General features: G+C 38.7%; 15 protein-coding genes. 14 read left to right on the top strand and 1 reads right to left on the bottom strand.

The genetic code is table 11. The features are described 5' to 3' along the window. Positions 1-337: 337 nt before the first annotated feature. From uvrC to ABVZ64_RS09275, 6 genes are read left to right on the top strand one after another with little or no spacing between them, the layout of a single operon-like run. Positions 338-2,200, top strand: coding sequence for an excinuclease ABC subunit UvrC (gene uvrC, locus ABVZ64_RS09300; protein WP_352400739.1), 1,863 nt, complete (start codon positions 338-340; stop codon positions 2,198-2,200). Between the two features lie 54 nt (positions 2,201-2,254). After that, the gene (hprK, locus tag ABVZ64_RS09295; RefSeq protein WP_352400738.1) at positions 2,255-3,187 is read left to right on the top strand and encodes an HPr(Ser) kinase/phosphatase; all 933 of its coding nucleotides are present in this window, start codon (positions 2,255-2,257) and stop codon (positions 3,185-3,187) included. Between the two features lie 12 nt (positions 3,188-3,199). Next, complete coding sequence (gene murB, locus ABVZ64_RS09290; RefSeq protein ID WP_352400737.1) at positions 3,200-4,108, top strand: UDP-N-acetylmuramate dehydrogenase; 909 nt, start codon at positions 3,200-3,202, stop codon at positions 4,106-4,108. Positions 4,109-4,134: 26 nt separating this feature from the next. Further along, positions 4,135-5,007 (top strand): RNase adapter RapZ, encoded by an 873-nt coding sequence (gene rapZ / locus ABVZ64_RS09285; protein ID WP_352400736.1) that lies wholly within the window; start codon positions 4,135-4,137, stop codon positions 5,005-5,007. A 45-nt stretch (positions 5,008-5,052) separates the two neighbouring features. Next, the gene (gene whiA, locus ABVZ64_RS09280) at positions 5,053-6,012 is read left to right on the top strand and encodes a DNA-binding protein WhiA (RefSeq protein ID WP_352400735.1); all 960 of its coding nucleotides are present in this window, start codon (positions 5,053-5,055) and stop codon (positions 6,010-6,012) included. Further along, positions 6,009-6,251, top strand: a complete 243-nt coding sequence (locus ABVZ64_RS09275) for an HPr family phosphocarrier protein (RefSeq protein WP_352400734.1) — start codon at positions 6,009-6,011, stop codon at positions 6,249-6,251. The genes whiA and ABVZ64_RS09275 overlap by 4 nt, the downstream gene beginning before the upstream one ends. A 192-nt stretch (positions 6,252-6,443) precedes the next feature. Here ABVZ64_RS09275 and ABVZ64_RS09270 read toward each other — a convergent pair whose 3' ends face one another. Further along, the gene (locus tag ABVZ64_RS09270) at positions 6,444-7,577 is read right to left on the bottom strand and encodes a THUMP domain-containing class I SAM-dependent RNA methyltransferase (RefSeq protein ID WP_502892592.1); all 1,134 of its coding nucleotides are present in this window, start codon (positions 7,575-7,577) and stop codon (positions 6,444-6,446) included. 404 nt (positions 7,578-7,981) lie between these two features. Between ABVZ64_RS09270 and tgt the strand changes: the two genes are divergently transcribed. The 8 genes from tgt (at position 7,982) to ABVZ64_RS09230 (ending at position 17,069) form a co-directional block, all read left to right on the top strand. Beyond that, positions 7,982-9,118, top strand: coding sequence for a tRNA guanosine(34) transglycosylase Tgt (tgt, locus tag ABVZ64_RS09265; RefSeq protein ID WP_352400733.1), 1,137 nt, complete (start codon positions 7,982-7,984; stop codon positions 9,116-9,118). A 114-nt stretch (positions 9,119-9,232) separates the two neighbouring features. Further along, a complete protein-coding gene (gene yajC, locus ABVZ64_RS09260; protein ID WP_352400732.1) occupies positions 9,233-9,679 on the top strand; it encodes a preprotein translocase subunit YajC in 447 nt (148 codons plus the stop codon). A gap of 419 nt (positions 9,680-10,098) precedes the next feature. After that, on the top strand, positions 10,099-11,232 hold the full coding sequence (locus ABVZ64_RS09255; RefSeq protein ID WP_352400731.1) for a BMP family ABC transporter substrate-binding protein: 1,134 nt from the start codon (positions 10,099-10,101) through the stop codon (positions 11,230-11,232). 280 nt (positions 11,233-11,512) lie between these two features. Next, complete coding sequence (locus ABVZ64_RS09250) at positions 11,513-13,081, top strand: ABC transporter ATP-binding protein (protein WP_352400730.1); 1,569 nt, start codon at positions 11,513-11,515, stop codon at positions 13,079-13,081. Continuing rightward, on the top strand, positions 13,071-14,183 hold the full coding sequence (locus tag ABVZ64_RS09245; RefSeq protein WP_352400729.1) for an ABC transporter permease: 1,113 nt from the start codon (positions 13,071-13,073) through the stop codon (positions 14,181-14,183). The genes ABVZ64_RS09250 and ABVZ64_RS09245 overlap by 11 nt, the downstream gene beginning before the upstream one ends. After that, entirely contained in the window at positions 14,183-15,127 is a 945-nt protein-coding gene (locus ABVZ64_RS09240) for an ABC transporter permease (RefSeq protein ID WP_352400728.1), read from the top strand. The genes ABVZ64_RS09245 and ABVZ64_RS09240 overlap by 1 nt, the downstream gene beginning before the upstream one ends. Before the next feature lie 71 nt (positions 15,128-15,198). Continuing rightward, a complete protein-coding gene (locus ABVZ64_RS09235) occupies positions 15,199-16,140 on the top strand; it encodes a nucleoside hydrolase (RefSeq protein ID WP_352400727.1) in 942 nt (313 codons plus the stop codon). After that, complete coding sequence (locus ABVZ64_RS09230) at positions 16,137-17,069, top strand: nucleoside hydrolase (RefSeq protein WP_352400726.1); 933 nt, start codon at positions 16,137-16,139, stop codon at positions 17,067-17,069. The genes ABVZ64_RS09235 and ABVZ64_RS09230 overlap by 4 nt, the downstream gene beginning before the upstream one ends. The last annotated feature ends 44 nt before the right edge of the window (positions 17,070-17,113 follow it).

Genomic DNA, 17,113 nt, shown 5'->3' with positions numbered 1-17,113 from the left:
TTCGTTATTTCAATGGAAGAATTGCACATATTAACCATATGTTATGGCAATTAAAAGGGAAACTCTATATGAAAAAAACCCTTTTAAAACGTACAAGAATACTCTATAATAGTAACAAGTAGGCAAAGAGAAGAAAAGGTAAGGCGAAACCATATAAAGCCTTTGATACTTCTCTTTTTTTCATTTAAAGGCTAGCCTATTATGATTTCTAGATTTTCTTAAACCAATCATGTGAGATCTTATTTTGGTGTTCCTAACAAAATTATCAAATCTATTTTTCATTAGGTTACAATAAAATGCTTGAAATATTATCTGAATTTAGAAAGAAGGTGACATGATGTTTGATATCAGTGAAGAGTTAAAAAAACTTCCCCAAAAACCCGGGGTTTATTTAATGAAAAATGAAAAAGGTGAAATTATTTACGTCGGTAAAGCAATCAATCTGAAAAATAGGGTTCGCCAATATTTCCAAAGCAGTAAAAGCCAAACTGTCAAAACTCGGGCAATGGTACCTCAGATTAAAGAATTTGAATACATCGTTACAGATTCAGAATTGGAAGCTTTGATTCTAGAGTGCAACTTAATTAAACAACATGAACCATATTACAACATCATGCTAAAGGATGACAAATCCTATCCTTATATAAAAGTAACTGTACAAGAGGATTTTCCTCGGATTTTTGTAACACGGCGCATGGAAAAGGATAAAGCCAAGTATTATGGTCCCTATACAGATGCCTTAGCGGTAAAAGAAACTGTGGAGACACTGCATAAGCTTTTTCCCATTAGAAAATGCAAAAAAAACCTTCCAAAAGAAATTGGAAAAGAAAGGCCCTGCTTGAATCATCATATTGGCCAGTGCCTTGCGCCATGCAGTGGCGCAATTTCCTCCCAGGATTATAAAGAGTTTATTAAAGACGCAATGGATTTTCTTGAAGGAAAGCACGATGGTATTGGCAAAAAGATGGAAAGAGAGATGGCCATTGCCGCAGAAAACATGGAGTATGAAAAAGCAGCAGCACTAAGGGATAAAATTAGAGCAGTGCAAAGCATTGGGCAAAAACAGAAAATGGCTAATATGTCCTTAGGTGATGCTGATGTCATTGCAATGGTACGAGCTTACCATGAATGTTTGGTTCAAGTGTTTTTTGTTCGTGATGGCAAAATGACAGGACGTGAAAATTTCACCATGACCGCCTCGGAAGAACAAAGTCGAAGTGAAATTCTAACAGCATTTGTGCAGCAGTTTTATACTGGTACCGCCTATATTCCCAAGGAAATAATCCTGCAAGAAGACTTAGTTTTGGAAGAAAAGGAACTCCTAATTCAATATCTTAGCGTAAAAAGAGGAGGAAAGATTACCTTTACTGTTCCAATAAAAGGCGAGAAAGAAAAATTGGTAGAACTTGCCCATAAAAATGCTTTACTTATTTTTGAACAATTTGGAGAAAGGTTGCGCAGGGAAGAACAGCGTACCAAAGGTGCAATGGAAGAATTACGGCAAGCTTTGTCCATTCCCGAAACAATAAGACGAGTAGAAGCCTATGATATCTCTAATACACAAGGGTTTGAGTCCGTTGGTTCTATGGTAGTATTTGAGGATGGCAAGTCTAAGAATAGCGATTATCGAAAGTTCCGCATCAAAACCGTTGTTGGAGCAAATGACTATGCTTCTATGAAAGAAGTTATGACCCGCAGACTGAATCATGCGTTAAAGGAAAAAGCAGAAGGTGTAACCAGTAGCTTTACCCGTCTGCCCGATTTGATTTTTATGGATGGCGGTAAGGTGCAAGTCCGTGCGGCAGAAGAAGTTTTGATGTCATTTGGAATGAACATACCCGTTTGCGGCATGATAAAAGATGAAAAACATCGCACACGAGGGCTTTTATATGGCGGGAAAGAAATCAAGATTCCTTTTACCTCGGAGGGGTTTAAACTCCTAACCAGAATTCAAGATGAAGTCCATCGCTTTGCTATTACTTATCATAGGAAACTTCGTCAGGAAAAAGGATTGCATTCTGTTCTGGATGACATTAAAAGCATTGGTGAAATTCGCAGAAAAGCTTTGATGCGCCATTTTGGGTCCATCGAAGATATTGCGAAGGCAGAGGTGACTGACCTATTGGAGGTAAAAGAGATGAATATACCTTCGGCAGAACAGGTTTATGCCTTTTTCCACAGGGATGAATTGCAAAATTAATCGATATCAGTTATGATAGCATTAAGTATACGCTTAGAGAGTAAGGAGGTTTTCATGTATAGCGCACAATTAACAAAAATTGTAGAAGAATTTCAATTAGAAACCATTTTACCGGAGATTGATATTTCTGGCAGAGTAATCACTCGCAAAGAGATTAACCGCCCTGCGTTGCAGTTGACAGGTTTTTATCATCGGTTTGATAACGATAGATTACAAATTATCGGTCGGGTTGAGCATAGCTATTTACAAACTTTGGATGCCCATGCCAGAGATGAAGCAATCTGCCATTTATTTGAGTGCCACATTCCTTGTTTAATCATCTGTAAAAACCAAGAAGTATTTCCAGAAATGATTCATTATGGAAGAAAGTATGATATACCCATTTTTAGAACTTGTAAAACCACCACAGATTTTGCCGCAGAGATGATTATGTGGTTAAGGGGTGAATTGGCGGATCGTGTTATGATGCACGGTGTTCTGGTAGATATTTATGGGGAAGGTGTTTTAATCACAGGTGCCAGTGGTATTGGCAAAAGTGAAACCGCCTTAGAGCTAATTAAAAGAGGTCATCGTTTAATTGCGGATGATGCCGTTGAAATTAAAAAAATTGCAGATCAAACCCTCGTTGGCACTTGCCCTGAACTGATACGCTATTTGATTGAACTCCGTGGTATTGGTATTATTAACGTAAAAGAACTATTTGGTATTGGTGCTGTTAAGCAAATAAAATCCATTGACCTAGTGATTAAGCTTGAAATTTGGGATGGAAACCAATGCTCCTACGACCGACTAGGTTTAAGTGAGGAATATATAGAAATTTTAGAGAATAAAGTACTTTGTAATACAATTCCCATACGTCCGGGCAGAAATGTTGCCGTAATTTGCGAATCTGCGGCTATCAGCAATCGACAGAAGAAAATGGGGAACAATACTGCAAAAGAATTTGAAAAAAGGATATTGCAAAACAACCATACTGAGGCAAAGTAGGAAGGTGACTATATGGATTCAGTAGTAGAAGCTTTACGCAAAAAAATAGGTCAAGATGCTGTTTTGATTGAGGAACCAATGAGTGGACATACCACGTTTCGTACAGGGGGTGCGGCGGATATCTTTATCATGCCTAGCTCTGCAGAAGATGTAAAAACCAGCATTCAGGTGTTAAAAGACTTTGATGTGCCATTTTTCATAATTGGCAACGGCAGCAATCTTTTGGTTAGTGATAAGGGCATCCGTGGGGCAGTGATCCAAATTGGTGGGAAAATGTCCGGTGTTGAAATTGATGGAGGGACTGTGTATGCTGAAGGTGGCGTTCTTTTAGCAGCCCTATCAGCCAAGGTAGCTGAACAATCATTAAGTGGCCTAGAGTTTGCCTCAGGTATACCTGGAACCATTGGTGGAGCCGTAACTATGAACGCAGGCGCTTATGGTGGTGAAATGAGAGATGTATTAGTCTCTGTGGAAGTGCTGACCAAAGAATTAGAACTTAAAACTATTCCGGCAAAAGACTTAGAATTGTCTTACCGACATAGTATTTTGCCCACAGAGGGTTATATCCTTTTAAAGGCAACCCTGAAACTATTAAATGGCAACCCTGAAGCAATTCGAGCAAGATTGTTAGAGCTTTCGGAACAAAGACGGGAAAAGCAACCCTTGCAATATCCTAGTGCAGGCAGTACCTTCAAACGTCCAGAAGGTTATTTTGCAGGAAAATTGATACAGGATGCTGGTCTAAAAGGAAAATCCATTGGAGGAGCACAGGTTTCTGAAAAACACGCAGGGTTTGTGATCAATACAGGAAAAGCAACCACACAAGACATTTTAGATTTAATTGCTTTTTGTCAAAAGACTGTACAAGAAAAATTTGGTGTTTGGCTGGAAACTGAAGTCAAAATTGTTGGGGAGTTCTAACAGCACTACAAAGGAGAAGATTTCGTATGAGATTTGTTATTGTTACAGGTATGTCGGGAGCAGGAAAGTCATCTGTTCTAAAATTTTTGGAAGATATCAATTTTTACTGCGTAGATAACTTACCACCCACATTAATACCTAAGTTTGCCGAACTTTGTTATGATCAAGAGGGCGAAATTGAGCGGGTTGCCATGGGTGTAGATATCCGTGGAGGAAAGCTGTTTAACGACCTTTTTCATGTTTTATTTGCCTTAGAGGAAAAAGGATACCAATACGAAATAATTTTTCTGGATGCGTCAGATAACACTTTAATTAAACGCTATAAAGAGACTCGCCGTAGCCACCCCCTTTCAAAAAAAGGTTCCATTGAAGATGGCATTCATCAAGAAAGAGAAATGCTGAAAGAAGTGAAAAGCCGTGCAACTTATATTTTAGATACCACAAACGTTCTCACAAGAGAATTAAAGGCTCAAATCAATCGTATTTTTGTGGAAAATCAGCATTTTGAAAGCCTTGTTGTCACGGTTTGTTCTTTTGGTTTCAAATACGGCATTCCCGTTGATAGTGACTTGGTGTTTGACGTGAGGTTCTTGCCAAATCCTTTTTATATTCAAGAATTAAAGGAATTGACAGGTAATGATGCACCGGTAAGAGAATATGTGATGGCATTTCAGGAAAGCAAGGATTTTTTAAATAAATTAGTTGAAATGGTGGAATTTTTGTTACCTCTATATGTCAAAGAGGGGAAAAACAGTTTGGTGATTAGCATAGGCTGCACTGGGGGAAAACACCGTTCAGTAACTTTAGCTAACGCTTTATACAACGCTTTGGATAAAGACAAGCATACTCTTTTGTTAAAACATAATGATATTGAAAAGGATGCAAGACATAAAAAATGAGCCTAAATTTCATAAGGTACAAAAAACATGGAAGGAGGCGTAAATTTGTCATTTTCATCTAAGGTAAAGCAAGAGTTGTTCCAACATTTTGGGAATGGGAGACACTGCAAAATTGCTGAACTTTCAGCTATTGTAAATATTTGCGGACAGATTGCATTTTTTAATGATCATTTTTGTATAAAAATTCAAACCGAAAATTACCTCGTTGCGAAAAAATGCTTTACATTATTGCAAAATACTTTTAATATTAACAGTGAAATATTTATCAAATCCGGCGGTAAAAAACGCAGGTCCAAGGTCTATGTTCTTTTACTAAAAGATGCTGACCAAGTTGAAAGGTTGCTTAGGGCAACTGGTATCTGGTTAACCGAGTATGGTGCTCCAACCATTCGAAATAAGTTGTATCCCCCAGTAGTCAGTAGCATATGTTGCAGACGTGCTTATATTCGCGGGGCATTTATTTCCGTTGGCTCGGTAAACAATCCGGAAAAAAATTATCACCTAGAGTTTGTATTGCCTACTATGGAGTTGGCCTCTTCTCTTCGAGACCTAGTAAATACCTTTGGTCTTGACGCAAAGGTGGTAGAACGCAAAGACCATTTTGTTGTGTACCTAAAAGAAGGCGAGCAAATTGTAGATTTGCTTAATATCATGGGTGCCCATATCGCATTGATGGATCTGGAAAATGTTCGTATTGTAAAAGAAATGCGAAACGATATTAACAGAAAAGTGAATTGCGAAACGGCGAATCTCAATAAAGTAGTATTTGCCGCGGTTAAGCAGTTAGAGGATATTACTTATATCCAACAATCAATAGGGCTTGAAAAACTTCCCAAGCAATTACAAGAAGTGGCAATGCTCCGGTTGGAATATCCAGATATCAGCCTAAAAGAATTGGGAACTTATTTAGCAGAACCGGTGGGAAAATCCGGTGTGAATCACAGACTGCGAAAAATCAGCAACTTAGCAGAAACGCTCAGAGAGGGTAAGGGTGAAGAAAAATGACACAGAGAACAGTGACAATTAAAACAGCTTTAGATGCAAGACAGGCAGCTTATTTTGTACAAACAGCAAGTAAGTTTAACTCAGAAATTCAAGTAAGTGTGGAAGAAAGAAAAATTAATGCAAAAAGCATCATGGGTACCATTGCGTTGAACATGAGAGAAGGCCAAACTGCAACTATCATTGCAGATGGAGTAGATGAGGCACTAGCTGTTGAAGAATTGGCAGCAGTTTTATGCTAAGCAATTATTTTAATTTATAATTTTACCGCCCTTCGTAAACCCGAAGGGCTTTTTCTTCATTGAAGCAAAAAATTTTATTTAATCAACACGAAAGATAAATCTAGGAAAAGAAGGATTCAAATCTCATTTTACAAAATGATGATAATAAAAAAGCTGCACTGCCATATTTTCTGTTGGCCAGTGCAGCTTTTTTTAGGCACGAGGTGGTCTTGGACCCTCAAATTGATAATAGTCAGTTTTAATTCGACCATTGAATAATTTTCTTTTCTTGTCTGCTTTTCGACCAAATAAGGTTTCAAAATATTCCATAGAAGTGATTAAATAGGTAGACCAGGTATAATCGGTTTTCATTGTCCCACCCAAAGCACGATACATTTCCTCAACTTCTTTTAGTTCACCAATACGTTCACCGTAAGGTGGATTTGTTATTACAACCCCATATTTTCCTGGCAATGTAATTTCTTGCGAGGGCTTAACTTCAAAGGTAATACAGTCATCTACACCTGCTTTTTCTGCATTTTCTTTTGCCAATGCAATGGCATTAGGGTCAATATCGCTACCATAGATTTGAGGCGTAACTTCATAATCAATGGCTTGATATGCTTCAGCACGCACCTTTTTCCAAAGGTCTTTTCCAATTCGATCCCACTCTTCACAAGCGAACTTTCTCTGTAAGCCCGGTGCTATATTTCTTGCTATCATAGCCGCTTCAATAGGAATAGTACCGGAACCACAAAAAGGATCTAGGAGAATTCGGTCTTTTCTCCAAAAGCTTAATTGTACCATGGCAGATGCAATAGACTCTTTCAAAGGTGCATCCATAGCTTTTGCTCGATAGCCTCTCATATGCAGGCCAGAGCCACTGGTGTCAATGGCTAAGGTTACCACATCCTTTAGAATGCCAACTTGAATGGTATATGAAGCACCGGTTTCATCAAACCAGTCGGTTTTATATTTTTCCTTCAATTTTTCAACAACGGCTTTTTTAACAATAGCCTGACAATCTGGAACACTAAATAGGGTGGACTTTACGGATTTACCAACAACAGTAAATTTTCCATCCTCGGGAATCCAATCCCCCCAAGGCAAGGCCTTTGTTTGGTCAAACAACTCAGTAAAAGTCACAGCAGTAAAATTTGCCATTTTGATCCATACTCTACCGGCACAGCGAAGCCAAAGGTTTGCCCTCACAATATCTTCTTCATTTCCTGTGAATTCCACTCTACCATCTGAAGTTTGAATATTTTGAAATCCTAAGGCTTGACACTCACGCTTGACAACAGATTCTAGCCCAAAGGTTGTACTTGCAATTAAATTTATACTCATAATTTTAACTCCGTTCATATTTTTCGATATTATACCATAAAAAGGGGAAAACTAGGCATAGAACAAAATAAAGTATAGGCATCTCGTCATTTTATTTTGTTGTGTCCCCCAAGCATATTTTTGACCATTTAAGAATGTTCGTATTCCATAAAAATGCTATTGAAATTTTATATTACACTGATCTACTTACTGCCTTATTCTATTGGAAATGGTTCGTCTAACAGGGGTCATCTGAATTAGCAAAGCCTGTTTTCTTTTTTCAGTTTTCACATTATATCATGAATTTAGACAAATCTAAAGGAATTCCTTAGATATTTGTTAGAAAAGATTAAAATCTCTTGATTAAAAATTGGAAAAACGGTATTATATTGTTTACGTAAGAAAATTAAGAAACGAGGAGAATTATGTATAAACTATTAAAAACTTGCGGAAGGGCGAAACGAGGGGAGTTCCATACACCTCATGGCGTGATTCAGACCCCAGTTTTTATGAATGTTGGCACACTGGCTGCAATCAAAGGTGCCCTTTCAACTGAGGATTTGGAACAGTTGAAATGCCAAGTTGAGCTTTCCAATACCTATCACTTACATTTGCGACCCGGCGATAAGGTAATAAAACAGCTGGGTGGGCTCCATAAGTTTATGGTTTGGGACATGCCTATTTTGACGGACTCTGGTGGCTTTCAGGTGTTTTCGCTAACATCCCTAAGAAAAATCACCGAAGAGGGAGTTTATTTTAGCTCACACATCGATGGTAGAAAAATCTTCATGGGTCCGGAAGAAAGTATGCAAATTCAGTCAAATCTTGCCTCTACCATTGCAATGGCCTTTGATGAGTGCATTGGTATCCCCGCAGAGCGTCCTTATGTGGAGGCTTCTGTTGCCCGTACTACGCGTTGGTTAGAGCGTTGCAAAAAAGAAATGTCAAGATTAAATAGCCTGGATGATACCATTAACAAAAAACAACTTCTTTTTGGTATTAATCAAGGTGCAATTTATCCAGACATCCGCATCGAGCATGCGAAACGTATTTCTGAGTTGGATTTAGATGGTTATGCAGTGGGTGGCCTTGCAGTTGGAGAAACACATGCTGAAATGTACCACATATTAGAAGAGGTTGTTCCTTTCTTACCTCAAAACAAACCCACTTATTTAATGGGCGTTGGTACACCTGAAAACATCCTAGAATCAGTAGAAAGAGGCATTGACTTTTTTGACTGTGTTTTACCTGCCAGAAACGGCCGCCATGCCCATGTGTATACAAACAGCGGCAAATTGAACCTAATGAATGCCAAGTTTGAACTGGATGATACCCCCATTGATGAAACTTGTGATTGCCCGGTATGCCGCAGATACACCAAAGCGTATATCCGCCATCTATTCAAGGCAAAAGAAATGCTTGCCATGCGTTTATGCGTCATGCATAATCTATACTACTTTAACACAATGATGGAAGAAATCAGACTTGCTTTGGATGAAGATAGATTCCCTGAGTATAAAAAGGCTAAATTGGCAGGATTTGAAATAGGGAAAGGGAAATAATTCCTTGACGTAAAATTGAAATTTATATATAATTATCACGTTACCTTGTTAAAGGCTTGAAGCAAAATGCTATTGTTCAAGCTGAATGAAGAAAATATGTTAGGAGAGATACTAATGTCATTCGTACCTTTTTTATTAGAAACAAGCACAACCATTTTACCCAGTAGTGGTGGTGGTGCTAGCACTACAGCTGCTGCCACAAGTTCCGGCATATTTGGTAACCCCATTATGCTAATTGTTGCTTACTGCGTACTTCTTGTAGTCGTAATGTATTTCCTTTCTGTAAGACCAAACCAGAAAAGAGAAAAAAAGATGGCGGAATTGAGAAATTCCATTGCTGTTGGCGATTCAATTGTTACAAACAGCGGTCTGTTTGGTAAAGTTGTAGATGTAACTTATGAATGCTTCATTATTGAATTTGGTATGAACAAAGGCGTTCGTGTTCCCGTCATCAAAAGCGAAGTTTTTGCTAAGAGAGAACCAAACTTGTCAAACGAAGCTCCCGTACAAATTGAAGAACCAAAAAAGAAAAAAGGTCTTTTCCGTCGTGGCGAAGAATAATTGATTCAAAGACTCTATGAATTGCATAGAGTCTTTTTTGTTGAAAGTATACAAATACGGGACAAAAGTGTACCCACTTAGAATATTGAGATTTCCCAAGTAAATGTTCTACAAACCCTAGTATATTAAGGTTTAAAGAATTCCGTTTAATTTTATAACTATATTGTTTTGGTAAAAAATGACACCATCTTTCACAAAGAGTCAATCTAATTATCAGTTTCATATATAAGAATCGTATAAAATATCTGTGTTTGTCGTAAAATAACAAACAAATCTTACAACTTAATATCCAAAGGATGGTAATTTATTGACAAAATTGAGCATTCGGGGTAAAATATTCATGTGCAAAGGCACGTATTTCCTACGGGCATTTGTAAATTCAAGTCAAAAAATTATGCAAAAAGAAAGGGAGAAAGACTATGAAAAAATTGCTTTCCATGCTTCTTGCTTCTGCACTGACAGTTTCTATGCTGGCTGGTTGCGGTGGCAGCAACGACGCAACTACTGGCACTGATGGTGCTGACGCCGCTGAGGGCGACAAAAAGGTTTACAAAGTTTGTAACTTGGTAAATGGTAACTTGGGTGACAAATCCTTCTTTGACTCCGCTGAAGCAGGCTTAGCTAAGCTGGCTGCTGATGGCAGAATCGAGTATACAACCATAGAAATGGGTGGTACAACAGAGGATGAAGCAAAATGGCAAGGATACTTGGAAGAAGTTTCCGCATCTGCTGAATATGATCTGATCGTATGTGGTACATACCAGATGCCAGATTATTTGAAAAATGTAGCAGAACAGTATCCTGATCAGAAATACCTTATCTATGATGATACAACTCATGTATTGCCTAACGTTGCTAACTTAAGCTATGCACAGAACGATTTGGGCTACTTGGTAGGTGTTTACGCAGGTGCCATGACAACAGAAACAAGTCTTGAAGGTATTAATGAAAATGCAGTTGTTGGTTTTGTTGGCGGTGTTGATAGCCCTGTTATCAATGACTTCTTGTATGGCTTTATTTTGGGTGCACAGGAATCCAACCCTGACATCAAAGTTGATACAAGATATGTAAATAGCTATGTTGACCCTGCAAAGGCAAAAGAATTAGCTGAATCCATGATCAATGATAAAAAATGTGACATTATCTGGGGTGTTGCTGGCAACTCCGGTAACGGTGCAGCAGAGGCTGCTTTGGAAACAGGTAAAGCATATTTCATCGGGGTTGACTCTGATCAGGAATTGACATTCTCCCCTGAAATGGCAGGAATCACGTTAACATCCGGTCTGAAGAATATCGGTAACTCCATTATTTGGTTCTTTGATGAATGGGATGCAGGTAACGCACATTTTGGCGAACATACTTTATTGGGTATGAAAGAAGGCGGAATTGGCATCGTTACAGATAAAAACTTTGATAGCAAAACACCTGACGCTGTGAAAGAAAAAGTTGCAGCAGCAATTGAAGCTGTTTCCAACGGCGACGTTGTAGTTCCTACTGCAATTGGTAATGAAACAAATGAAGTTCAGGATTTAAGAGAAGCAGTAAAACCTTAATGAATTTCATTAAAGTGTTTTAGAGCTGATTAAGGTGAGGGGAGCTTTGATGCTCCCCTTTTAGCCTTTAAAAGTTGATACTCCATTTAAATAAACACTTCTCTTTGGCATGAAAATTGTTTCATTTCGCTGACAAGCCAACTATTGTAGCTTGAAAAAAGTTCTTTGTAATAAATTAACTTTTTTTCAAAGGATTTTTTTGAAGGTGCATGGAAAACTATACAAAGTAATGGACTTTCTGCCTAAATAAAATTAATGCAAAAGAGGAGGGGAACCGAAAATGTCTGACAACGATTATGTTGTTCAAATGAGGGGAATCACCAAGGTTTATACAAACGGCATTGCCGCAAATCAAGGTGTTGACTTCAATGTAAAGCGTGGCGAAATTCACGCTCTAATGGGTGAAAACGGTGCCGGCAAATCTACATTAATGAAGATGCTTTTTGGATTGGAACAACCAACAGAAGGCGAAATTCTAATTAATGGAGAAAAAGTTTCACTTTCGTCACCAACAGTGGCGATTTCTAAAGGAATCGGAATGGTACACCAGCATTTTATGTTAGTACCTAGCTTAACTGTTGCCGAAAACATGGTTTTGGGTATGGAACCTAAACAGGGAAACAAGTTATTTATTAACTATAAGAAAGCTGTGGAAATCACAGAAGAATTCTCAAAAAAATATAACCTTTATGTGGATCCTAACGCAAAGGTAAGAGATATCCCTGTTGGCATGAAACAGAAGGTTGAAATTTTAAAAGCCTTAGTTCGTGGAGCAAAAATTTTGATTTTGGATGAACCCACTGCAGTACTGACAACCCAGGAAACAGAAGAATTGTTCAAAGAGCTAATTCATTTAAAAGAACAGGGGTATACCCTAATCTTTATTTCTCATAAGCTAAATGAAATCAAAGAAATTACCGATAGACTTACAATTATGCGCAGTGGTAAATCTATGGGTGTACATGAAACTGCTGATATTTCTAAAGAGGAGATTTCTCGCTTAATGGTAGGACGTGATGTTGTACTTACTGTTGAAAAGGAACAAGCAGTACCCACAGATGTAGTTTTGCATGTACGTAATTTAGAGTATACTAACGAATGGAACAAAAAAATGTTGGATAAAATTTCTTTTGATGTTCGTAAGGGCGAAATCCTGGGCATTGCTGGTGTCGAGGGCAACGGGCAAAGAGAATTGGTAGAAATGCTTTTTAACTTAAATGTTCCAGATAACGGTGTAGCAACAGTAAATGGCAAAAATATTTTAGGTCGTCCGCAAAGAGAAATACGTGATATGGGCGTATCATTAATACCTGAAGATAGAATGACATTCGGTATTGCTGGCACTGGTACAATTGAGGAAAACTTAATGAGCGACCGAGCAGCAGACAAAAGATACAATAATGGGCCTATGTTCAACCTAAAACAAATGCATGAAGATAGTGACCAGTTGATAAAAGACTACAAAGTCCTTTGCAGATCACGTAGACAACAGGTTGGTATGCTTTCCGGTGGTAATATTCAAAAAGTTGTTGTCGCCAGAGAGTTCTCTAGCGAACCTGTGTTGATTATTGCTGACCAACCTACTCGTGGTATCGACGTTGGTGCCACAGAATTTATTCGTAAAAAATTGGTTGAGCTTAGTCGTGAAGGGGCTGCGGTTCTTTTGGTTTCTGCAGATTTAAACGAAGTTATGGAGCTTTCCGACAGCTTGATTATAATGAATAATGGTAAGATTGCCGCTTATTTTGAAGATACAACTGTTTTAAATGACACCATAATGGGTGAATATATGTTGGGTTTGAAACAGCAAAGTGACGAAGAGATAGGGGGAGTTTTACATGGAGAATAAACGTCAAAATATGTTTGAAATTTTCCGTGGATTCATCGCCATAGCAATTGCAATTCTTGTTGCTTTTATCCTTATCTTAATATGTGCCGATGATCCTGGAAAAGCATTAGAGTGTTTGCTGATTAGACCTATTATTAGCAACGGGGCCCTAAATGTAAAATCTATTTTTACAATTTTGGCTCGTATGACACCAATTATATTTACAGGTTTAGCTGTTTGTGTTATGTTTTCTGCAAACCAGTTTAACTTAGGAGGCGAGGGTGCTGTAATGTTGGGCGGTTTTATTGCTGCCTTAATCGGTATCTATGTTCCTATGGCCACTGGGCTTCACGTTGTTGTTGCAATCATCGCCGGTACCATTGTTGGCGGTCTGGTTATGATTATTCCTGCTGTCATCAAAGTAAAGCTAAAAGCCAGTGAAATGGTTTGCTCATTAATGATGAACTACGTTATAATGTTTACCATACTTCACTTTCTAAACAATGTATTTGCAGATAGAAGCAAGGGTGCAACACAGTCCTATCCATTTTTGTCAACAGCTTTAATTCCTAAAATGGTTCCAAGTACAGAATTATCATGGGGATTTGTCGCAGCAATTATCGCAACCGTATTAGTTGCAATATTTATGTATCGTACCCGCTGGGGCTACTCCATTCGCATGATTGGTATTAATGAGTCTTTCTCTAAATATTCAGGAATGAAGGTAGGAGGCATCATCGTACTTTCCCAGATTATTGGTGGTATGCTCTCTGGTATGGGCGGTGCAATTGAAATGATGGGTAGATATAACACCTTCCTTTGGAAAGACTTGCCTGGGTACGGTTGGACGGGTATCACCGTAGCCATTTTAGCAAAAAATAACCCCATCATGATTCCTCTAGCCGCTTTGTTTATATCTTATTTAAACAGAGGTTGTGAATTAATGTCCATTTATGCTGGTGTTCCTGCAGAAATGATTGATATAATTCAGGCAGTAATTTTCTTGTTCTTTGCAGCTGAACATTTCTTATCAGGCACACGCCAAAAAATTGTTGTCAAAGATGCAAAAGAAGAGTTGCAGAAAAAAGAACTTGCAACTGCTGGGGAAGGGGGTAATGCATAATGTTTGAACAGTTATTAAACATGGTGTTTTCAGCCAGCTTTGGCTATTCTATCATTCGTATCACATCCCCAATCCTTTTTGCTGCGTTAGCAGCTGTTGTGGCAGAAAAAGCGGGCGTTGTTAATATCGGTTTGGAAGGCATTATGATGATTTCTGCGTTGTTCGGTGTTCTTTTTGCATACTGGACAAACAGTTGGGTTGTGGGCGTGCTTGGTGCTATGGTAGTTGGTATTATTGTAGCAATGGTTATAGCAGTATTTTCACTAAAATTAAAAACAGATATCATCCTAGCTGGTATTGCTGTCAACCTTTTAGGCGGCGGTGGTACAGTTTTCCTTCTGTACCTTTTTACAGGCCTTAAAGGAAATACTGCAAGTTTGACAACACCAAGTATGTTAACCCCTAAAATTAATATTCCAATCATCAAGGATATTCCCATCATTGGACAGATTTTTTCTGGCCACTCTGCATTGACTTACATTGCATTTCTGTTGGTTATTCTTGTATGGATTATGCTATATAAAACAGCTATGGGCCTTAGAATTCGTGCTGTTGGCGAAAATTCTCATGCAGCTGATAGCGTTGGTGTAAGTGTTTTAAGAACACAGTATATTGCGTTAGCCATTTCTGGTGCATTGGCTGGTTTGGGCGGTGCATATATGTCTATGTACTACTCTCAAAGCTGGAATATCGGTATTGTTGCCGGTCGTGGTTTTATCGCTTTGGCTGCACAGGCAATGGGACAAGGTGAGCCTGTAGGTGCTATGCTATCGTCTCTATTATTTGGTTTTGCCAGTGCTTTGGGCAACAAAATGGAAGGCATGCCTGGTTTCTCATCTTACTTGGTAGCATCTATTCCATATGCTGTAACCATTATCGGTCTAGTGATTTATGCAATGAGTACCCTTAAGAAAGTAAAGCGTTTTAAAGATAATAATAAATAAAACAAACAACGAAAAGTTGGAAGGTCTTTTGGCCTGCCAACTTTTCTTCAAAGGAATAAAGGAGGTTAACTATGAAAAGGATTCCAATCATTTTAGACGGTGATCCCGGGCATGATGATGCCATTGCTTGGGTATTGGCAAATGCAAGTCCCGTTCTTGATATTCGCGCAGTTACATCTTGCTGTGGCAATCAAACTATTGAAAAAACAACATACAACACTTTACGTATTTGTACTTTAATTGACCTGCACGTTCCCACTGCTATGGGTAGAGTGCGTCCTTTGATTGCAGATGCAATAATCGCACCAACTGTACATGGTGAGTCCGGTTTGGATGGCCCTGAATTGCCAGAACCAGACTTTGACGTTGTAGATATGGATGCAGTTACACTGATGGCAAAGGTGATTCGTGAAAGCGATGAGCCAATCACATTGGTACCGACCGGCCCACTCACAAATATTGCCGCATTATTGTTGGCTCATCCTGAATTAAAGAAAAATATCAATCAGATTTCTTTAATGGGTGGTGGTGTTGAATTTGGCAACTGGACACCCGCAGCCGAATTCAATATTTTGGTTGATCCTGAAGCTGCTGATGTTGTATTTAAGTCAGGTATTCCTATCATTATGGCAGGCTTAGACGTAACCGAAAAAGCAATGATTTTCCCCGAAGATTTTGAAAGAATTCGTGCATTGGGTAACCATGTTGCCATAATTGTTGCCGATTGGTTAGAGTTTTTCTACCAGTTCCATAGAAGCCTGGGCTACGAAGGTGCCCCTGTTCATGATGCAGTGGCTGTTGCAGCCTTAATCAAACCTGAAATCATGGAGTCTAGAGATTTATTTGTTCAAGTTGAAACCACAGGTGACTTCTGCAAGGGAGCAACTGTTGCAGATTTTAATAATGTATTAGGAAAAGCGCCTAATGCGAAGGTTTTGATGGGCATTGATAGAAAGGCTTTTGTTGATTTATTAGTTGAAGCCATTAGTGTTTATGGGGAGGTGGCGAAATGAATCGTTTTCCAGTAATTATCGACTGCGATCCCGGTGTTGACGATACTGCGGCACTATTATTAGCAAGCCGTATGGAGGAATTAGATATTCGTGCGATTACAACTGTTGCTGGCAATGTTGGTGTTGATAAAACAACAGATAATGCTATAAAAGTAAGACATGCAATGGGGCAGGATATTCCTATCTACAAAGGTGCTGATCGCCCAATGTTCCGTGATGCTGTTACTGCGGAAGAGTTTCATGGTAAAGACGGTTTTGGTGGGGTTGAATATCCTCAGGAAATCACAAACACAGTTATCGGCGAAGAAAGTGCTTGGGATGCCATCTATCGTATTGCAAAAGAATGTAACGGTGAGTTAGTTATTATTGCAGTTGGGCCAATGACAAACATTGGCATCGCTTTATCAAAATATAAGGATTTGCCCAAATACATTAAGCGTATTGTTATTATGGGTGGTGCCGCAGTGGGCGGCAACGTTACACCTTCAGCTGAATTCAACATTTATGTAGACCCAGAGTCAGCAGATATGATGTTCTGCTGTGGCGTTCCAGTTTATATGTGTGGTTTGGACGTAACCCTTAAAGCATACATGACACCAGAAGAACTGGATGAAATTGCCGCTTTAGGCACATACCAAGCAAAGCTTTTCCGCGATGTTATGCAGAATGGCCTAAAGAAATATTTAGGTTGGGGCTTCAAGGGTGTCGCCCTTCATGACCCAGCAGCTGTTTTATATGCAGTCGATGACAGTATTTTTGAAACACATCACGTTGGTATCCGTGTAGAAACAAAAGGTTTATTAACAGCAGGCAAAACTGTTACTGATTTATATAGTGACAAACAAATGGAGCATAATGCCTATATTGTTACGAATGTAGACAGAGATGCATTTGTAGAAAAAGTAAAATCCTTAATGGCAAAATTTTAATATAGACCCTCTACCAAAAAAGGTAGAGGGCCTTTTTTATCTTT

Origin of the sequence: Anaerotignum sp. (assembly GCF_040307045.1) — a bacterium.
Classification (GTDB): Bacteria; Bacillota; Clostridia; order Lachnospirales; family Anaerotignaceae; genus Chakrabartyella.
This window is presented reverse-complemented; position numbering and strand designations above follow the sequence as displayed.

Coding starts and splice junctions, on each gene's coding strand:
- uvrC (WP_352400739.1), top strand. CDS start 338: ATGTTTGATATCAGTGAAGAGTTAAAAAAACTTCCCCAAAAACCCGGG.
- hprK (WP_352400738.1), top strand. CDS start 2,255: ATGTATAGCGCACAATTAACAAAAATTGTAGAAGAATTTCAATTAGAA.
- murB (WP_352400737.1), top strand. CDS start 3,200: ATGGATTCAGTAGTAGAAGCTTTACGCAAAAAAATAGGTCAAGATGCT.
- rapZ (WP_352400736.1), top strand. CDS start 4,135: ATGAGATTTGTTATTGTTACAGGTATGTCGGGAGCAGGAAAGTCATCT.
- ABVZ64_RS09275 (WP_352400734.1), top strand. CDS start 6,009: ATGACACAGAGAACAGTGACAATTAAAACAGCTTTAGATGCAAGACAG.
- ABVZ64_RS09270 (WP_502892592.1), bottom strand. CDS start 7,577: ATGAGTATAAATTTAATTGCAAGTACAACCTTTGGGCTAGAATCTGTT.
- tgt (WP_352400733.1), top strand. CDS start 7,982: ATGTATAAACTATTAAAAACTTGCGGAAGGGCGAAACGAGGGGAGTTC.
- yajC (WP_352400732.1), top strand. CDS start 9,233: ATGTCATTCGTACCTTTTTTATTAGAAACAAGCACAACCATTTTACCC.
- ABVZ64_RS09255 (WP_352400731.1), top strand. CDS start 10,099: ATGAAAAAATTGCTTTCCATGCTTCTTGCTTCTGCACTGACAGTTTCT.
- ABVZ64_RS09250 (WP_352400730.1), top strand. CDS start 11,513: ATGTCTGACAACGATTATGTTGTTCAAATGAGGGGAATCACCAAGGTT.
- ABVZ64_RS09245 (WP_352400729.1), top strand. CDS start 13,071: ATGGAGAATAAACGTCAAAATATGTTTGAAATTTTCCGTGGATTCATC.
- ABVZ64_RS09240 (WP_352400728.1), top strand. CDS start 14,183: ATGTTTGAACAGTTATTAAACATGGTGTTTTCAGCCAGCTTTGGCTAT.
- ABVZ64_RS09235 (WP_352400727.1), top strand. CDS start 15,199: ATGAAAAGGATTCCAATCATTTTAGACGGTGATCCCGGGCATGATGAT.
- ABVZ64_RS09230 (WP_352400726.1), top strand. CDS start 16,137: ATGAATCGTTTTCCAGTAATTATCGACTGCGATCCCGGTGTTGACGAT.